Raw genomic sequence first — 16,742 nt, 5'->3', positions numbered from 1 at the left:
TCTTTGTGCTGCATTCAGGATAAGCGGGCCGCCTCCTGTGTCCAGAATCAGAATATTTGCGCCATTGGGCGAGGATTACTGAGTTGTCCCCGCACGCCAAACGCCTCTCTATTGGAGGATAGCGAAGAGAACCGGCAAACCTTGCCCTTAGCAATGCAGGGCGTTCGATCGCCAACCGGTTCATCGGGGAGGACAGGCGATCATGACGGGCGCGACGACCGAATTTCAGCCGTGGGCCCGATTTACCGAGAGGCAGCGCTGGCTCTTCCTCATCGTCCTGTTTCTCATCGCCGTCGCAAGCTATGCCGACCGGCAGCTCCTGCCCGTCGTGCTCGAGCATATCCGGCTGGAATATGGCTTGTACGACCGCATGCTCGGTGCGCTTGGCGGGGCGCCGTTTGCCCTCTGCTATGCCCTGTCCTGCATCCCCTTCGCGCGCGCGGCCGATCATGGCAATCGCAAGCTCTGGCTGATCGTCGCCTTCATGCTCTGGACCGTCATGACGGTTCTCTGCGGTTTCGCCACCTCGCTCGTCTTCCTGTTCGTTGCCCGGATGGGCGTCGGCATCGGCGAAGGAGGGGCGGTGCCGGTCAGTCATGCGCTGGTCGCCGATTATTTTCCGCCGGACGCCCGGGCCAAGGCCTTTGCCGTACTATCCTCTGCGGTCACCTTCGGCGGCACGGTGGCGCTCGTTGCCGGCGGCTGGCTGGCCCACAGCCACGGCTGGCGCATGGCGTTCATCGTGATGGGGGCGGCCTCGCTGCCGATCGCCGTGCTCGCCGCGCTCATCCTGCGCGAACCGCCGCGCCTCCGCGACGAAAGCCTGTCGGGACCGCGCCCCGCCTTCCGGCAGGAAGCTTCGGCACTGATGAAAAAGCCCTCCTTCCGGTTCATCATCACCGGCTTCACCATCTATTCGCTCTTCGCCTATGGGCCGATCATCTTCATTCCGGCCTATCTGATGCGGGTCATGCAGCTCGACGTCGCGGTGGCGGGAACGACCTACGGCATCAGTAGCGGAATCGGGACAATCGTCGGCTCGATCGTCGGCGGCATCGTCTGCGACCGGCTCACCCGGCGCGATCCGCGATGGCTCGTCTGGTGGCCGGCGGGCAGCTACGTCATCGCCATGCCCGTCGCCTGGCTGGCGTTCGGTTCGCAGTCGCTCGCCGGATTTCTCTTTTGGGCCGGAGTGTTGATGGCGCTTCTCTTTGCCGCTCTTCCGGCGGTCTTCGCATCTGTGCAGCATATTTGCGGCCCGACGCGTCGCGCGACCGCTTCGGCGATCGTCATGGCGTCGATCAACGCCATCGGGCTGACGCTGGGACCGCTCGCGACCGGCTGGATCAGCGATCTCCTCGCGCCGGACTTCGGCATCCAGAGCCTCCGCTATGCGCTGATGATCATGGCTGCCGTACTCGCGCCGGCCGCGATCCTGTTCGCGATGGCGAGCCGGCAGTTCCTTGCCGATAGCGAATGAAAGCGCGTTGGCCGATCACGCCTTCGGCCAGTATCGCGCCCGGATTTCCTGCTTGTAGAGCTTGCCCGTCTCATGCCGGGGCAGTGCCGGGTCGAAGTCGACCGAACGCGGGCATTTGAGGTGGCTGAGATGCGCCCGGCAATATTCGATGAGCCGCGATGCCAGTTCGGGACCGGCGTCGTCCCATGATTTCGGTTGCACCACCGCCTTCACCGCTTCGCCCATCTCGGGGTGCGGCACGCCGATCACGGCGGCATCCGCGACCTCTGGATGCAGGATCAGCAGATTTTCGGCTTCCTGCGGATAAATGTTTACCCCGCCCGAGATGATCATGAAGCTCTTGCGGTCGGTCAGATAGAGATAGCCGTCGTCGTCAAGGTGGCCGATGTCGCCGAGCGTGCTCCAGCCGGGATGCACGGGATGGCGCGCATCGCGCGTCTTAGCGGGGTCGTTCAGATACTGGAAGTCCCAGCCGCCTTCGAAGTATACGAGGCCATCGACGCCCGGGGGCACCTCTTCCCCCTCCTCGTCGCAGATATGCAGCGTTCCCCAATCGGCGCGGCCGACCGAACCCGGACGAGCGAGCCACTCCTGCGGCGTGATGAAGGTCGATCCGTTCCCCTCCGATCCGCCGTAATATTCATAGATGATCGGGCCGAGCCATTCGATCATCCGCCGCTTGATCTCGACCGGACATGGCGCCGCAGCATGGACGATCTTCAGGAGCGAGGAGAGATCGTAACGTGTCCGCACATCGTCGGGGAGCGCGAGCAGCCGCACGAACATCGTCGGCACCATCTGCATGAAGGTCACACGGTGACGCTCGATCAGGCGCAGCACCGCCTCGGCATCGAAACGCTCCATCACCACCAGCGTCGCGCCGAGCCGGTGCGCCGCCATGCCATAGACCAGCGGGGCGGTGTGATAGAGCGGCGCCGGCGACAGCAGCACGCTCGCTTCGCCGACGCCGTAGCGCCCCGAAATCCGCTCGGCGAGCATATGCGGCGCATCGGCGGCTTCGCCGCTGAGCGGCAGGCGAATCCCCTTCGGCCGTCCGGTCGTTCCCGACGAATAGACAAGGTGATAGCCGGCGGTCTCGTCAGCAATCCTTTCGGCCGGTTGCTCCGCCAGAGCGGCGTGCCATGACGGAATCCCCTTCAGATCGTCGCCGATGTCGAAAATCGCCTCGACGCCCTGCGCAAGCGACGCGCGATCCCGGACAAGCACGGCGGCGGCAGGGACATCGGCGTGGGCGACGAGCAGCCGCGCACCGCTGTCGGTCAGGATATAAGCCGCCTCTTCGGCGGTCAGTTGCGTCGAGATCGGGCAGATATACAGGCCCGCGCGTTGTGCGGCCCAATAGATGTGGTAATATTCGAGACAGTTTTTGAGCCAGATCGCGATCGTGTCGCCCGCGCCGATGCCGAGCGAACGGAAGAGCCGGGCGCCACGGTTCGCCACCTCCTCGAGCGCCGCATAGCTTGTCGCGTCGCCGCTCGCCGCCATGACGACCGCCGGACGGTCGGGTACGGTTCGCGCAAAATGCCGTGGATGCATCGCAATCCCTTCGCTGCTTTTGAGTTATATAACTACGTTTACTTTCTATGTCGATTGACATATTGGCGAACGAACGCCGAGACGGTGGCAAAGCCCAAGGGCAACGGGAAAGGATGGAGAGACAATGGACCTCAAACCGGGTTCGCGCTGGAAAAGCGCGGTATGCGACGCGCAACTGGTCGTCGTGCGCCCGCCGAAAGCTGCCGGCGAGCTGCAGTGTGGCGGCGCAGCGGTGCTGCCGATCGACGATGCAGTCGCCCCGACCGGCGACATCAGCCCCGACTTTTCCGAGGGCGTGGCGATCGGCAAGCGCTATGTCGACGAGGATAGCGGGCTCGAGGTTCTCGGCGCCAAGGCGGGGCAAGGCTCGCTTGCGTTCAATGGCACGCCGATGACGGTCAAGGGCGCCAAGCCGCTTCCCGCTTCGGACTGACCCGCCATGCGCACGCCGCTCCTGCTCGATATTGCCGCCGATGCCTGCCCCGACCGCCTCGCGCTCGGCGGGCTCGGGAAAACGCTCGACTTCGACGCCTATCGCGCCCGCGCCAGCCGGGTTGCAGAATGGCTCGCGGCCAAAGGCCTGGCCAATACCGCTTTCCTCGGCATGAACGGCGATGCCCTCCCCGTGCTGCTTTTCGGGAGCGGTATGGCCGGGACGCCCTTCGTTCCGCTCAACTACCGCCTCGCCGACGCCGACCTGAACCGGCTCGTCGCGCGGAGTGCGCCCGCCGTGCTGATCGCCGATGACGCGATGCTGCCGCGCATCGCCCCCGTCGACGGCATCGAACTCGTCGGGCGCAGCGCGTTCGAAGCCGAATTCATGACCGGCGCCGCGCCCGAACCGGTCGATCTGCCCGAAGCCGAAAACGATATAGCGGTGCTGCTGTTCACCAGCGGCACGACCGGCGATCCGAAAGCGGCGGTGCTGCGCCACGCCAACCTGACCTCCTATGTCATGTCGACGGTCGAATTCCTCGGCGCCGGCGAGGAAGAGGCGACGCTGGTGAGCGTGCCATCCTATCATATCGCCGGAATCTCGGCGATCCTGACCGCCGCCTATGGCGGACGGCGCATCGTCTATCTGCCCGCCTTCACGGCCGAGGACTGGGTTCGCATCGCTGCGACCGAGCGGATCACCCACGCCATGGTCGTGCCGACGATGCTTGACCGGATTCTCGACGTGATGGCCGAGACCGGCGAGACGTTGCCGTCGCTGCGGGCGCTCTCCTATGGCGGCGGCAAGATGCCCGAGCCGGTGATTGCCCGCGCCCTGGCCCGGCTGCCGCACGTCGATTTCGTCAACGCCTATGGCCTTACCGAAACCAGCTCGACGATCGCGCTGCTGGGCGCAGAGGATCACCGCATCGCCTTTGCCTCCGACGACCCCGCAATCCGCCGCCGCATCGCCTCGGTCGGCCAGCCGCTCCCGAGCATCGAGCTCGAGATCCGCCGCGATGACGGGGCGCCGTGCGGTATCGGCGAGCATGGCGAAATCCATGTTCGCGGCGAACAGGTTTCGGGCGAATATCTGCACAAAAAGGTGATCGCCGACGACGGCTGGTTCGCAACCAACGACGCCGGCTGGCTCGACGAAGGCGGCTATCTGTTCGTCGAGGGGCGGCTGGACGACGTGATCGTGCGTGGCGGCGAGAATATCTCGCCCGGCGAGATCGAGGACCTGCTGCGCAGCTTCGACGATATCGCCGACTGCGCCGTCCTCGGGATTCCGTGCGAGAAATGGGGCGAGAAGGTCGTCGCGGTGATCGTGTCGCGATCGGGTTCGCCCGACACGGACGCGATGGCGGCGATGATCAGGAGCCGGCTTCGCTCGACCAAGACGCCCGAACAATGGTTCTTCCGCCGCGAGCTGCCGTACAACGAGACCGGAAAGCTGCTCCGCCGCGTCCTCAAGGCCGAACTGGCGGAAGAGGTTTGCGCCGGATAGGAAGGCGCGATGACGATCGCCGACCATCTCGACGCCGACCGGCTCTCCGCCCCGGGCGGCGTACCGGTTCTGGTCGTAGACGCCGCGACATGGCGGCGCCCCGTCGCGCCGATCCAGGCGGCGGTCATCGGCCTCGACCGCGATGGCGCCCTGCCGCCAGTCGGCGCGGACGATTTCGACATGCTGGTGACGACGGCGGAGAATGCGCCGCGCCCGTGGGTATCGGTCGGCAGGCAGCGTTTCGATACGGCAGTAACACAGCTCGCCCACGCCGCGCACGCCAAGCCGCTGGCCGCCACCATTGCGGCGCAGGTGTTGCGGCTGACGACCAATCTGCCGCTTGCCGATGCATTGGCGGTCGAATCGCTTGCCTATTCGGCGCTGCTCGGCGGCGAAGAATTCCGGCGCTGGCGAGTTCGCTCCGCGCCCGACGCGCGCGCCCTGCCGCCGGTCGAGCCGGTAACCGCCGCACGGCAAGGCGACCGCCTCACACTGACTCTGAACCATCCCGCGAACCGCAACGCGATGACAGTAACAATGCGCGACGCGCTGTACGAAGCGCTTGCCAATGCGCTCGACGATCCGACGAGGCCCGCCGTGACCCTGCAGGGCGCGGGACGCTGTTTTTCGACCGGCGGCGCGCTGGCCGAATTCGGAACCGCGACCGATCTTGCGGAAGCGCACACGGTGCGGGTGCTGCATAGCTGCGCCCGCGCGCTCGACGCGCTGGGCGAGCGGGGAACGGTCCGGCTGCATGGCGCCTGTGTGGGATCGGGGATTGAGGTCGCCGCGGCCGCGCATCGCCGCGTCGCGGCACAGGATGCATGGTTCCAGCTTCCCGAACTGGCGATGGGGCTGATCCCCGGCGCGGGCGGTACCGCCACGGTTGCGCGCGCGATCGGGCGGCACCGCAGCTACTGGATGCTGCTGTCGGGGAAACGGATAGATGCGCGCATCGCCCGCGAATGGGGTCTGATCCACGCCATCGAGGACGCTACATGACCGCCCTGCTCGACGCGGTCGCCGCCGCCGGCGAGCGGCTGGTCGCGGCATCGGACGGCAGGGTCGCTTTCGACGCGCGGCAGGCCTTGTCACGCGGCGACGACCTCGCGTTGCAAGAGCCCGGCCTGTGGTCGCCGAACCGACATTGCCGGCTGGTCGCGTGCCAAGACGGCTGGCTGGCGGTGTCGCTGGCGCGCGACGACGACCGCGACCTCGTTCCCGCGTGGACCGGCGCATCTTTCGACACCGACCCGTGGGACGCCATCGTTGCCGCCGCAGCCGATCGCCCTGCCGGACAGATGGGGGCGGCCGCGCAAGCCCTCCATCTCCCCGTCGCGATTGTCGGCGAGGCAGCCCCCGTAACGCCGCCCGAATTGCCGGTCGGCGCAGCCCGCGACGGCATGGTCGTCGACCTCTCGGCGCTGTGGGCGGGCCCCTATTGCGCCGGACTGCTCGCCGAAGCCGGCCATGAAGTGGTGAAGATCGAAAGCCCGGGGCGGCCCGATCCGACATCGCACCATATGCCCGCGCTCGACGCGCGGCTCAACGGCGCCAAGCAGCGCGTGACGATGGAATTGGGCGATCCCGACCTGATCGCGACGATCGGGCGTGCCCGCGTGTTGATCACTGCGGCGCGGCCGCATGCGCTGGCGCGCCTCGGGCTGGATGAAGCCAGCTTGTTCGCGCGCAACCCCGGGCTCTTGTGGGTTGCGATCACCGCGCATGGCTGGCGCGGCGCGGCGGCGATGCGCGTCGGCTTCGGCGACGATTGCGCCGCGGCGGGCGGGTTGGTGCGCTGGCTGGGCGGAACGCCCAATTTCATCGGCGACGCCTTGGCCGATCCGCTGACGGGGCTCACCGCGGCAACCCTCGCGCTCGAAGCGTTGGCCGATGGACGAAGCGGTTTGCTCGACGTGCCGCTGGCGGGCACCGCGGCGCATTTTGCCGGAGCGATCGCATGAGCGCATCGTTCGATCTGCTTATCCGCAATGCCCGTGACGCCGACGGTCATCCGCTTTCGGTCGGCATACGCAACGGGCGGATTGCGGCGCTGGGAAGCGAAGTTGCCAGAGCGGGCGCGGAGATCGACGCACGCGGTCTGGTCATTGGCCCGGGATTTCACGATCATCATCTGCACTTGTTGGCGACTGCAGCGCGCATGGACTCGGTGGACCTTGCCGGCGCCCGCGACGCCGATACCATAATCGCACGCCTGCGGGCCGGAGCGGGGCCGCCGGGCGAATGGGTGCGCGCGATCGGCTATGACGAGCGGGCCGCAGGGCTGCCCGATCGCGTGCTGCTCGACGAATGGCTACCCGACCGGCCGCTGCGGCTACAGGACCGCACCGGCGGCTACTGGATCCTCAACAGCGCCGGTCTGGCAAGACTTGGCGAAGCGCCCTTCCCTGCCTGCGTCGAATGCGATGCGGGCGGGAGTCCGAATGGACGTATCCGGCGCGGCGATGCCTGGCTGCGCGAACGGATCGGGGGTTCGCCGCCTTCGCTGGCGGCATTGGGCGACCGGCTGGCGCAGTGGGGCGTGACCGGCGTAACCGACGCGGGCGCGGCCAATGGCGCCGAAGAAGCCGCGATTCTTGCCGGCGCGATGCCGCAGCGGCTGACGATCATGGGGACCGAGGCGCTGCCGGCGGGCGAGGGTTATACACTGGGCCCGGTCAAATTGCTGTTCGACGAAGACGTTAGCGTCCGCGCTCGTGGTGTAATTTCCGGTGTAGGCGATGGTGTATTCCGGGGTGGGGCATGCCCCACCCCGGAATGCGGCGTCGCTGGTGGCCACCGGGTTCATCGTTATGGTGGAGTTTGCACACTTCAACCGTGACGAAGAGGAGTTCCCGATGACCGAGGACAGATTACTGATCGAAGAGCTGGCTGCAAAGGGCGGCCAACCGGATTTTTTGCGCACCATCGCCGAGAACGTGCTGCAGCTGATCATGGAGGCCGACGTTGATGGCCTGATCGGCGCGGGTCGCCACGAACGCAGCAGCGAGCGCGCGACCTGGCGCAACGGCTATCGCGACCGTTCGCTGGATACCCGGGTAGGCACGCTGAACCTGAAAATCCCCAAGCTGCGTGCTGGGTCCTATTTTCCGGGCTTCCTTGAGCCCCGCAAGATGGTCGAGAAAGCGCTGGTTGCGGTGATCCAGGAAGCGTGGATCGGCGGGGTCAGCACCCGGCGGGTCGATGAACTCGTCCAGGCCATGGGCATGACCGGCATCTCCAAGTCCACCGTCTCCAAGCTTTGCAAGGACATTGACGAGCGCGTCCATGCCTTTCTGAAACGCCCGCTCACCGGCGAATGGCCGTATCTCTGGCTCGATGCCACCTATCTCAAGGTACGCGAAGGCGGGCGGATCATCAGCGTTGCCGCAATAATCGCCATGGCCGTCAACACCGAGGGCCGGCGCGAGATCGTCGGCCTGCATATCGGCCCCTCGGAAGCGGAGGTCTTCTGGTCCGACTTCCTGAAGGACCTTGTTCGGCGCGGTCTTACCGGCGTGAAGCTGGTCATCTCCGATGCTCACGAGGGCCTCAAGGGCGCGATCACCCGCGTCATGGGCGCCACCTGGCAGCGCTGCCGGGTGCACTTCATGCGCAATGCCCTGTCCTATGTGCCCAAGGGCCAGAACACTGTCGTCGCCGCCGCGATCCGCCAGGTCTTCCTGCAGCCCGATCAGAAAAGCGCAACGCAGGTCTGGCGACAGGTCGCCGACCAGTTGCGCACCCGTTGGCCCAAGCTCGGCGCCTGCATGGACGAGGCCGAAACCGACGTGCTCGCCTACACCGGCTTCCCCACCCAGCACCGCACGAAGTTACACTCAACCAATCCGCTCGAGCGGCTCAACAAGGAGGTCAAGCGCCGCGCCGACGTCGTCGGAATCTTCCCGAACGAAGACAGCATCATCCGCCTCGTCGGGGCTGTGCTGATGGAGCAGAACGACGAGTGGCAGCTCCAGCACCGATACATGCAGATCGAAGGCATGGCCGAACTCAACCAACCCATGATCGAGGAGGAAAATCAGCCCCTACACATCACCGCCAAAGCCGCCTGACGATGGCCCACGGCCACAGCCGAAATTACACCACCTTGACGGACGCGACCACGAAGACGACCTGCCGCCGGTCGCGACGGTGGTATCGCGGATCGCTTCGGCACGCGCGCTGGGCCGCGCGGTCGCGGCACATTGCGTGACGTTGGGCGAACTGCTCTTCTATCTCGAAGCGCTCGCGATGGCGGGCGGCGCGCGTCCCGGCGACCGGATCGAGCATGGCGGGATGATCGCCGCAAGCCTGATTGCCGACATTGCCGCGGCGGGCCTTATCGCCGTCACCCAGCCCAATTTCATTCACGACCGCGGCGACCGCTATCTCGAACAGCTGGGCTACCATGAACTCGGCGATCTCTATCGGTTACGGTCCTTGCAGCGCGGCGGAATCGTGGTGCGCGCGGGATCCGATGCGCCTTATGGCGATGCCAATCCGTGGATCGCGCTGCGCGCTGCCACCGACCGTTTGACCCGCGGCGGCAGCATCATCGGCGCGGACGAAGCCATCGACCGGGCGGCAGCGCTGGCGCTCTATCAGGCCGGGCCACTCGCGGTCGGCGCCGCCGCCGATCTCATCCTTTACGATTGGCCGGATGACCCCGCCGCGTTGGGATGCGTGGGCCTGACCCTGATCGGCGGCAAGATCGTCTGGCAAGCCTAATCACGGACGAGCAGCATGGTTCCGGCGAGCGGGCCGCCCGAGGTCGAGGTGGCGCAAACCTGCGGGTCGCCCTGCACTTGCCGCGCCCCTGCCCGGCCCCAAAGCTGGGTGCAGGCTTCATGGACCGCGCCATAGGCATGGAGGCGGCCGCCCGACATCGCGCCGCCGCCGGTGTTGACCGGCAGCTCACCATCGAGCGCGATGCGGTGGCCGCCGTCGATAAAGTCCTTGGCGCCATAGCGTTCGCAGAAGCCGAAATTTTCGAGCCAGTTGATCGTGTGGAAGCTGAAGCCGTCGTAAAGCTGCGCGATATCGACGTCGGCGGGCTTGAGGTCGGTGCGCGACCACATCATCTCGGCGACCTTGGGCTGCGCCTGCGTGTCGAGTTCGGCGAGCTGGGTCCAGCTGTTGCGGTAGCGCATCGAAGAGCCGATCGCATCGATGCGGATCGGCGGGTTCTTGAGGGTCCGCGCGACATCCATGCGCGAGACGATGATCGCCGCGGCCCCGTCGATCGGGACGTCGCAATCGTAGAGGCGCAGCGGGGTCGCGATGACCGGCGACGCCAGATAGTCGTCGATGGTGATCGGCACCTTGTAGATGGCTTTCGGGTTGAGCGCGGCGTTGCGGCGCTGGTTCACCGCAATCTGCCCAACTTGATCCGGACGGATGCCGCTCTTGTGGACATAGAGGTTGAAGAAGAGCGCCTGCTGGAGCGCGGCGGCATAGGTGTAATAGGGGGCATACCAGGCGAAGGGACCCGCCTGCCTTTGCCCCTCGCGGAGCAAGCTGTTGGCATAGGCGGTCTTGCGCGCGGTCGCTTCGTACATGGTGCGGAAGATGAGGACGTTGCGGCAGAGGCCCGCCGCAATCGCGCCGATCGCATTGAACACCGCGCCATATTGGCCGGGCGCTTCGCCGCCGCCGCCGTACCAGCCGAGCTCGAGCCGCAGCGCGTCCTGCAAGGCGGCGCAGCCGACGGGCGAGAAGCCCGATCCGTCGGCGCGCTCGCCGGGCCAGGTAGCGATGCCGTCGATGTCGGCGCGGGAGAGGCCGGCGTCGGCGATGGCTTCGAGTGCAGCGTCGACGGTGAGGGCCAGCGCCGACTTGTCGGCGCCGCGTGATACTTCGGACATGCCGACGCCGGTGATCGCAGTGTCCTTCTCGGCGAAGCGCATCATGCGGTCACCGGACGAAAGAGCGGGACCCACAGGTCTTCGACCGGTTCGAAGACGACCTCGACCTTCATGTTGAAATCCACCTTGTCGATGTCGCATTCGACAATGTTGCAGGGGATGCGCACATCGTCCTGCTCCGCGATCGCGACGAGTGCGAGTATGTATGGATCGGCGAGATCGGGCAACCATGCCTTATGATTGACGGTGAAGGTCACCACCCTGCCCCGCCCCGACACCGCCTGCGGCGCGACGTCGCGGCTTTCGCAGTGCGGGCAGAAAGGCACTGGCGGATGGACGAAATATTCGCAGGATGCACAGCGGTGGATCGCCAGCTTCCCCTCGCGGCCCCATGTCCAGTAGGCTTCATTGTCGCGGTCGATCGCGGGCAATGTTCGGGCGACCATATCTCTCTCCCACTTATTTAACTATGTCATAAACCAAGAGTTGACACATCGTCAATTTTTGCGATGATGAACCCAACAACAAACCATTTGAGAGGAGAGTCGCCATGCAGATGGACGACATGGTGATCATCAGCGTCGACGATCATGCGGTCGAGCCGCCCGAGGCCTTCATCCGCCACTATCCCGAGGGCAAGAAGGACCGCGCGCCGCGCATCGTGCAGGACAATGGCAAGGATATCTGGTCGTGGAACGGCCAGCGCTTCCCGACCATCGGGCTCAACGCCGTCGTCGGACGCCCGCGCAGTGAATATGGCATGGAACCGAGCGCCTTCGAACAGCTTCGTCCCGGTACCTATGACCCCAAGCTGCGTGTCGACGACATGAATGCCAACGGCGTCCTCGCCTCGCTGAACTTCCCGACGATGCCGAGCTTTGCCGGCGGCACCTTCGTCACCATGGCGCAGAAGGATCCCGAGGAGGCGCTGCTCGCCTGCCGCGCGTGGAACGACTGGCATGTGCAGGAATGGTGCGCCGCCGCCCCCGGCCGCTTCATCCCGATGTGCCTCATTCCGATGTGGAACATGGACGACACGCTCGCCGAACTGAAGCGGATGAGCGACCTCGGCGTCCATGCGGTCAGCTTTTCCGATAACCCGTCGAACATCGGCCTGCCGAGCATCCATAACGAATATTGGGAGCCCTTCTGGAAGGCGTGCTCCGACTACAAGATGGTGATCAACTGCCATATCGGCACCGGCGCGCGGGCGATGCATCCGTCGCCCGAGAGCCCGATCGACGCGTGGATCACCGCGATGCCGATCTCGATCGCCAATTCGGCCGCCGACTGGACCTTCGCGAAATTCTGGCAGCGCTACCCCGACCTGCGCATGGCGCTCAGCGAAGGCGGCATCGGCTGGATCCCCTATTTCCTCGAGCGCGCCGATTTCACGCACGAGCATCATCACGAATGGACCTTCACCGACTTTAATGGCGAGCGGCCTTCGGACCTGTTCAAGCGACACATCATCTGCTGCTTCATCGACGACCAGTTCGGGGTGAAGAACCTCGATTATATGAACACCGACATGGTCGCCTATGAATGCGATTATCCGCATTCGGACACGGTGTGGCCCAATGTCCCCGAATATCTGTGGGCATCGGTCAACGGGCTCGACAAGACCATCATCGACAAGATCACCCACCTCAATGTGATGCGCGAATATAGCTTCGACGCTTTCGCGCTCAACGGCGGACGCGAGAATTGCACTGTCGGGCACCTGCGCGAACTGGGCAAGGATGTCGATGTCAGCCCGCGACACAATCTCGGCGGGCTCAAGACCGACAGCATGGACGCGATCGGCAAGGCGCGCCGGCCGATTACCTCGGGCGACATCGAACGCATGTTCGCCTCGGCCTGAGCGGAGGACGACCGATGACCGAGACGACGCTTTCCCGCTGTCCGATCGCGCATGCCCCGGCGGACGCCCCGCCGGTGCCCGCGCATGTGCCGCCCGAGCGGGTGCTCGACACGCGCTTTGCGCAGGGCCAGATCGCCTTCGACCTGCCCGATCCCTATCTGCCGTCGGACGTGATGCGCGACCCCGACGTGCCGCGTATCCTCTATTACCCCTGGCCGACGAGCGGACGACAGCATGGCGCGTGGACAGTGTCGCATTATGAAGACATCCGCCGCGTCTATGAGGACAACGACATCTTCTCGACCGAAGGCGCGGCGCAGTTCCAGGCGCTCGCGGGCGAGACATTCCCGTCGATCCCGCTCGGCATCGATCCGCCCGACCATGGCCGCTACCGCAAGTTCCTGAACCCCTGGTTCACGCCGGTCGCGATGAACGACATGGAGCCCAAGATCCGCGCGATCGTCACCGAGATGATCGATGCGGTGGTGAAGGACGGCGAGGTCGACATCGCCTATGACTTCGGGCGCATCTATCCGGTCCGCGTCTTCCTGAACCTGATGGGCTTTCCCTTCAGCATGTTCGACCAGTTCCTCGAATGGGAATATGCGATCCTGCACAACCCCGACATCGGCGCCAAGGCCGAGGCGGTGAAGGGCATCCTCGCATACCTCCGCGGTTTCATCGCCGAAAAGCAGGCGAACCCCGACGAGACGCTGGGCAGCTATATCGCCAATGGCCAGATGGACGGCCAGCCGCTGACCCCCGACGAGACGATCGGCATGACCTGGTTCCTGTGGCTCGGCGGGCTCGACACCGTCGCCTCGACGATCAGCCAGATGTTCCGCCGCATGGCGCTCGACACCGAACTCCAAGCGCGCATCCGCGCCAATCCGGAGATCATCAACAGCGCGGTCGAGGAATTTTTGCGCGTCCAGCCGCTTGTCAACAGCGGGCGGCGGATCAAAAAGGACTTCACCTGGCACGGCGTCGAGCTGAAGGAAGGCGACTGGATCGCCTGCATCAACAGTTCGGGCAATTTCGACGAAAAGCAGTTCGCCTGCCCGCGCGATTTCGACCCCGAACGCAAGAACAACCGCCATTTCACGCTGATCGGCGGGGTGCATATCTGCCTCGGCGCGCATCTGGCGCGGCGCGAGTTGCGCGTGCTGCTCGCCGAATGGCTGTCGCGCGTGCCGCCCTTCCGCCTGAAGCCGGGGGCCGATACCACGGTGATCCCGGGATTGCTGTCGATCCGCAACCTGCCGATCGTCTGGGACGCAAAAGCCGTTTCATAAGGACAACAACATGGCTTTCTTGAAATATGACGACGCCATCTACGTCGGCGGCGAATGGCAGAAGACCGACCAGCGCGAGGCGGTGATCAATCCCGCCGACGAGAGCCTGCTGATCGAGGCCCCCGTCGGCAGCGCGGCGCAGGTCGACGCGGCGATCGGCGCGGCGCGGACGGCGTTCGACCAGGGCGATTGGGCCACTATGCCGGTCGCCGAGCGGCAGGCGGTGCTGACGCGCTTCCTCAATGCGCTCGACGCGCGCAAGGGCGAAATCGTCGACATGATCGTGGCCGAAGCGGGCGCGACGCGGATGCTCGCGGAATTCCTGCAATATGGCATCCCGATGAAGCATGCGCGGCGGACGATCGAGGTCGCCTCGCGCCCCGCCGTCTCGTCGCTGCCCGTGGAGCTGACCCCCAACGCGCTCGGCCGCACGACGCTGGGCACCGGGGTCGTCAGCCGCGAACCGGTCGGCGTCGTCGCGGCGATCTCGCCCTACAACTTCCCCTTCTTCCTCAATATCGGCAAGGTCATTCCGGCGCTCGCGGTCGGCTGCACCGTGGTGCTCAAACCCTCGCCCTATACGCCGATGCAGGCGCTGATCCTCGGCGAGATTGCCGACGAGGTCGGGCTGCCCAAGGGGGTGCTGAGCATCGTCACCGGCGATGTCGAGACGGGCAAGCTGCTGACCACCGACCCGCGCGTCGACCTCGTCCACTTCACCGGATCGGACAAGGTCGGATCGATGATCCAGGCGCAGGCGGCGCCGACGCTGAAGCGCATCGTGATGGAACTCGGCGGCAAGTCGGCGCTGATCGTCCGCGCCGACGCCGATATCGCCAAAGCCGCGGCGGCGGGGATCATGGGGTTCACGACGCATGGCGGGCAAGGCTGCGCGCTCACCACGCGCCATCTGGTCCACAACAGCGTCCGGCCGCAGTTCGTCGAGGCGATGAAGGCGATGCTCGGCCATCTCAAGATCGGCAATCCGGCTGACCCCAGCGTCAATTATGGCCCGCTGATCCGCGAAGTCGCGCGCAAACGCACCGAGGATTATGTCGCGATCGCTCAGGACGAGGGCGCAACGCTCGTCGCGGGCGGCAAGCGGCCCGACGGGCTCGACAAGGGCTATTATTACGAGCCGACCCTGTTCGACAATGTGAAGAACGACAGCCGGATCGCGCAGGAAGAGGTCTTCGGGCCGATCGGCGCCGTGATCGGCTTCGACAATGATGCCGAGGCGATCGCCATGGCGAACGATAGCGATTTCGGGCTGTCGGGCGCGATCTACTCGGCCGATGCCGGCGAAGCCTATCGCATGGCGCTGAAAATCCGCACCGGCGGCGTGTCGATCAACGGCGGCGCGGGGACGATGCAGTCCGACGCGCCCTTCGGCGGCATCAAGCGCTCGGGCTATGGCCGCGAATATGGCGAGGATGGCCTCAACGAATTCACCTATCAAAAGGTGATCAGCTTTCACGCCGAATAGGGAGCTAAGGCGATGACAAAGGTCATGGAGGGCATCCGCGTCCTCGAGGTCGCGCAATTCACCTTCGTCCCCGCGGCGGGCGGGGTGATGACCGACTGGGGCGCCGATGTGATCAAGATCGAGCATCCGGTGCGCGGCGACGCCCAGCGCGGCATCCAGATGCTGCAACGGCTCGCGGTCAACCCGCAGCGCTCGTCGCTGATGCAGCATCCGAACCGTGGGAAACGCAGCGTCGGGATCGACATCTCGACCGAGGAGGGCCGCGAGCTGCTCTATGAGATCGCGAAGACCGCCGACGTCTTCCTGACCAACTATCTCCCCTCGGCGCGACAGAAGCTCAAGATCGACATCGAGCATATCCGCGCGGCGAATCCCGACATCATCTATGTCCGCGGCAGCGCCTTCGGCGACAAGGGCCCCGAGCGCGACAAGGGCGGGTTCGACAGCACCGCTTACTGGGCGCGCGGCGGGTCGGCGGTGTTGGTGACGCCGAAGGCGCTCGATGGGCCGCTGACGCAGCCGGGGCCGGCCTATGGCGACACGATCGGCGGCATGAACATTGCGGGCGGGATCGCCGCAGCCTTGTTTCACCGCGAGCGCACCGGCGAGGCGACAGAGGTCGACGTCTCGCTCCTGTCGTCGGGTATCTGGGCCACCGCCTGTTCGGTCGACGTCGCGATGGAACTGGACAAGGATCCGTTCGAGAATCTGATGCCCGGCGGCGGGCAGTCGGTCGGGACCAACCCCTTCATGGGCGTCTTCAAGACGTCGGACGGCAAGTTCATCAACCTGACCGTGCTGTCGCCGGGCCCCTATATCGACGATGTGTTCGGGCACCTCGGCATCCCCGAGGCGGCGCAGGATGAGCGCTTCTCGACCGCCGAGGCGATCATGGCCAATGCGGCGGAGGCTTATCCGCTGGTCAAGGCCGCGATTGCGGCGAAGTCTTTCGATTACTGGACCCAGCATCTCAAGACGATGAAGGGGCAATGGGCGGCCTATCAGTCGGTGCATGACGTTGCGAGCGACGAGCAGGTGCTGGCGAACGACCTGATTTTCGAGGTCGAAAGCGCCGACGGCGGCGCGCCGATCCGGCTGGTCGCCAACCCGGTGCAGTTCAACCACGCGGGCGTCGAGAACACCCGCGCGCCCGAGGCGTCGGAGCATACCGAGCTGTTCCTGATGGAATTGGGGCTCGATTGGGACCGCATCGAGGATCTGAAGAACCGCAAGGCCATCGCCTGAGCGCGG

Annotated in this window: 15 protein-coding genes; 12 read left to right on the top strand and 3 right to left on the bottom strand. The window is 65.5% G+C overall.

Going from position 1 to position 16,742, the window contains the following annotated elements:
* Positions 1 to 202: 202 nt before the first annotated feature.
* On the top strand, positions 203 to 1,480 hold the full coding sequence (locus tag AN936_RS08320) for a spinster family MFS transporter (protein WP_054587752.1): 1,278 nt from the start codon (positions 203 to 205) through the stop codon (positions 1,478 to 1,480).
* 15 nt (positions 1,481 to 1,495) lie between these two features.
* Here the strand turns inward: AN936_RS08320 and AN936_RS08315 are convergent, their stop codons facing one another.
* On the bottom strand, positions 1,496 to 3,037 hold the full coding sequence (locus tag AN936_RS08315; RefSeq protein ID WP_054587751.1) for an acyl-CoA synthetase: 1,542 nt from the start codon (positions 3,035 to 3,037) through the stop codon (positions 1,496 to 1,498).
* A gap of 124 nt (positions 3,038 to 3,161) precedes the next feature.
* Between AN936_RS08315 and AN936_RS08310 the strand changes: the two genes are divergently transcribed.
* The 7 genes from AN936_RS08310 to AN936_RS08280 all read left to right on the top strand — a co-directional run bounded on the left by AN936_RS08310 (position 3,162) and on the right by AN936_RS08280 (position 9,710).
* The gene (locus AN936_RS08310) at positions 3,162 to 3,470 is read left to right on the top strand and encodes a hypothetical protein (RefSeq protein WP_054587750.1); all 309 of its coding nucleotides are present in this window, start codon (positions 3,162 to 3,164) and stop codon (positions 3,468 to 3,470) included.
* Positions 3,471 to 3,476: 6 nt separating this feature from the next.
* The gene (locus AN936_RS08305) at positions 3,477 to 4,982 is read left to right on the top strand and encodes a class I adenylate-forming enzyme family protein (RefSeq protein ID WP_054587749.1); all 1,506 of its coding nucleotides are present in this window, start codon (positions 3,477 to 3,479) and stop codon (positions 4,980 to 4,982) included.
* A gap of 9 nt (positions 4,983 to 4,991) precedes the next feature.
* Positions 4,992 to 5,984 carry an enoyl-CoA hydratase/isomerase family protein gene (locus AN936_RS08300; RefSeq protein WP_054587748.1) on the top strand — a complete coding sequence of 331 codons (993 nt, stop codon included), beginning with the start codon at positions 4,992 to 4,994 and terminating at the stop codon, positions 5,982 to 5,984.
* Positions 5,981 to 6,946, top strand: a complete 966-nt coding sequence (locus AN936_RS08295; protein ID WP_054587747.1) for a CoA transferase — start codon at positions 5,981 to 5,983, stop codon at positions 6,944 to 6,946. Before AN936_RS08300 ends, AN936_RS08295 begins: the two co-directional genes overlap by 4 nt.
* Positions 6,943 to 7,824 (top strand): amidohydrolase family protein, encoded by an 882-nt coding sequence (locus AN936_RS08290; RefSeq protein ID WP_054587746.1) that lies wholly within the window; start codon positions 6,943 to 6,945, stop codon positions 7,822 to 7,824. The genes AN936_RS08295 and AN936_RS08290 overlap by 4 nt, the downstream gene beginning before the upstream one ends.
* 16 nt (positions 7,825 to 7,840) lie before the next feature.
* Entirely contained in the window at positions 7,841 to 9,055 is a 1,215-nt protein-coding gene (locus AN936_RS08285; RefSeq protein ID WP_006954973.1) for an IS256-like element ISSpma2 family transposase, read from the top strand.
* 79 nt (positions 9,056 to 9,134) lie between these two features.
* Entirely contained in the window at positions 9,135 to 9,710 is a 576-nt protein-coding gene (locus AN936_RS08280; RefSeq protein ID WP_054587745.1) for an amidohydrolase family protein, read from the top strand.
* Here the strand turns inward: AN936_RS08280 and AN936_RS08275 are convergent.
* Positions 9,707 to 10,891: a thiolase family protein gene (locus tag AN936_RS08275; RefSeq protein ID WP_054587744.1), complete on the bottom strand. Its 1,185-nt coding sequence runs from the start codon at positions 10,889 to 10,891 to the stop codon at positions 9,707 to 9,709. The genes AN936_RS08280 and AN936_RS08275 overlap by 4 nt on opposite strands.
* The gene (locus AN936_RS08270; protein WP_054587743.1) at positions 10,888 to 11,292 is read right to left on the bottom strand and encodes a Zn-ribbon domain-containing OB-fold protein; all 405 of its coding nucleotides are present in this window, start codon (positions 11,290 to 11,292) and stop codon (positions 10,888 to 10,890) included. The genes AN936_RS08275 and AN936_RS08270 overlap by 4 nt, the downstream gene beginning before the upstream one ends.
* A 104-nt stretch (positions 11,293 to 11,396) precedes the next feature.
* Between AN936_RS08270 and AN936_RS08265 the strand changes: the two genes are divergently transcribed.
* Genes AN936_RS08265 through AN936_RS08250 form a run of 4 tightly spaced genes read left to right on the top strand, consistent with a single transcriptional unit; the run spans position 11,397 to position 16,736 of the window.
* Positions 11,397 to 12,710, top strand: coding sequence for an amidohydrolase family protein (locus AN936_RS08265; protein ID WP_054587742.1), 1,314 nt, complete (start codon positions 11,397 to 11,399; stop codon positions 12,708 to 12,710).
* Positions 12,711 to 12,724: 14 nt separating this feature from the next.
* A complete protein-coding gene (locus AN936_RS08260) occupies positions 12,725 to 14,005 on the top strand; it encodes a cytochrome P450 (RefSeq protein WP_054587741.1) in 1,281 nt (426 codons plus the stop codon).
* 10 nt (positions 14,006 to 14,015) lie between these two features.
* Positions 14,016 to 15,491, top strand: coding sequence for an aldehyde dehydrogenase family protein (locus tag AN936_RS08255; protein WP_054587740.1), 1,476 nt, complete (start codon positions 14,016 to 14,018; stop codon positions 15,489 to 15,491).
* A 12-nt stretch (positions 15,492 to 15,503) separates the two neighbouring features.
* The gene (locus AN936_RS08250; protein WP_201782975.1) at positions 15,504 to 16,736 is read left to right on the top strand and encodes a CaiB/BaiF CoA transferase family protein; all 1,233 of its coding nucleotides are present in this window, start codon (positions 15,504 to 15,506) and stop codon (positions 16,734 to 16,736) included.
* The last annotated feature ends 6 nt before the right edge of the window (positions 16,737 to 16,742 follow it).

Source organism: Sphingopyxis macrogoltabida (assembly GCF_001307295.1).
Classification (GTDB): Bacteria; Pseudomonadota; Alphaproteobacteria; order Sphingomonadales; family Sphingomonadaceae; genus Sphingopyxis; species Sphingopyxis macrogoltabida_B.
The sequence above is the reverse complement of the archived record's forward strand: the minus strand, read 5'-3'. Positions and strand labels throughout refer to the sequence as shown.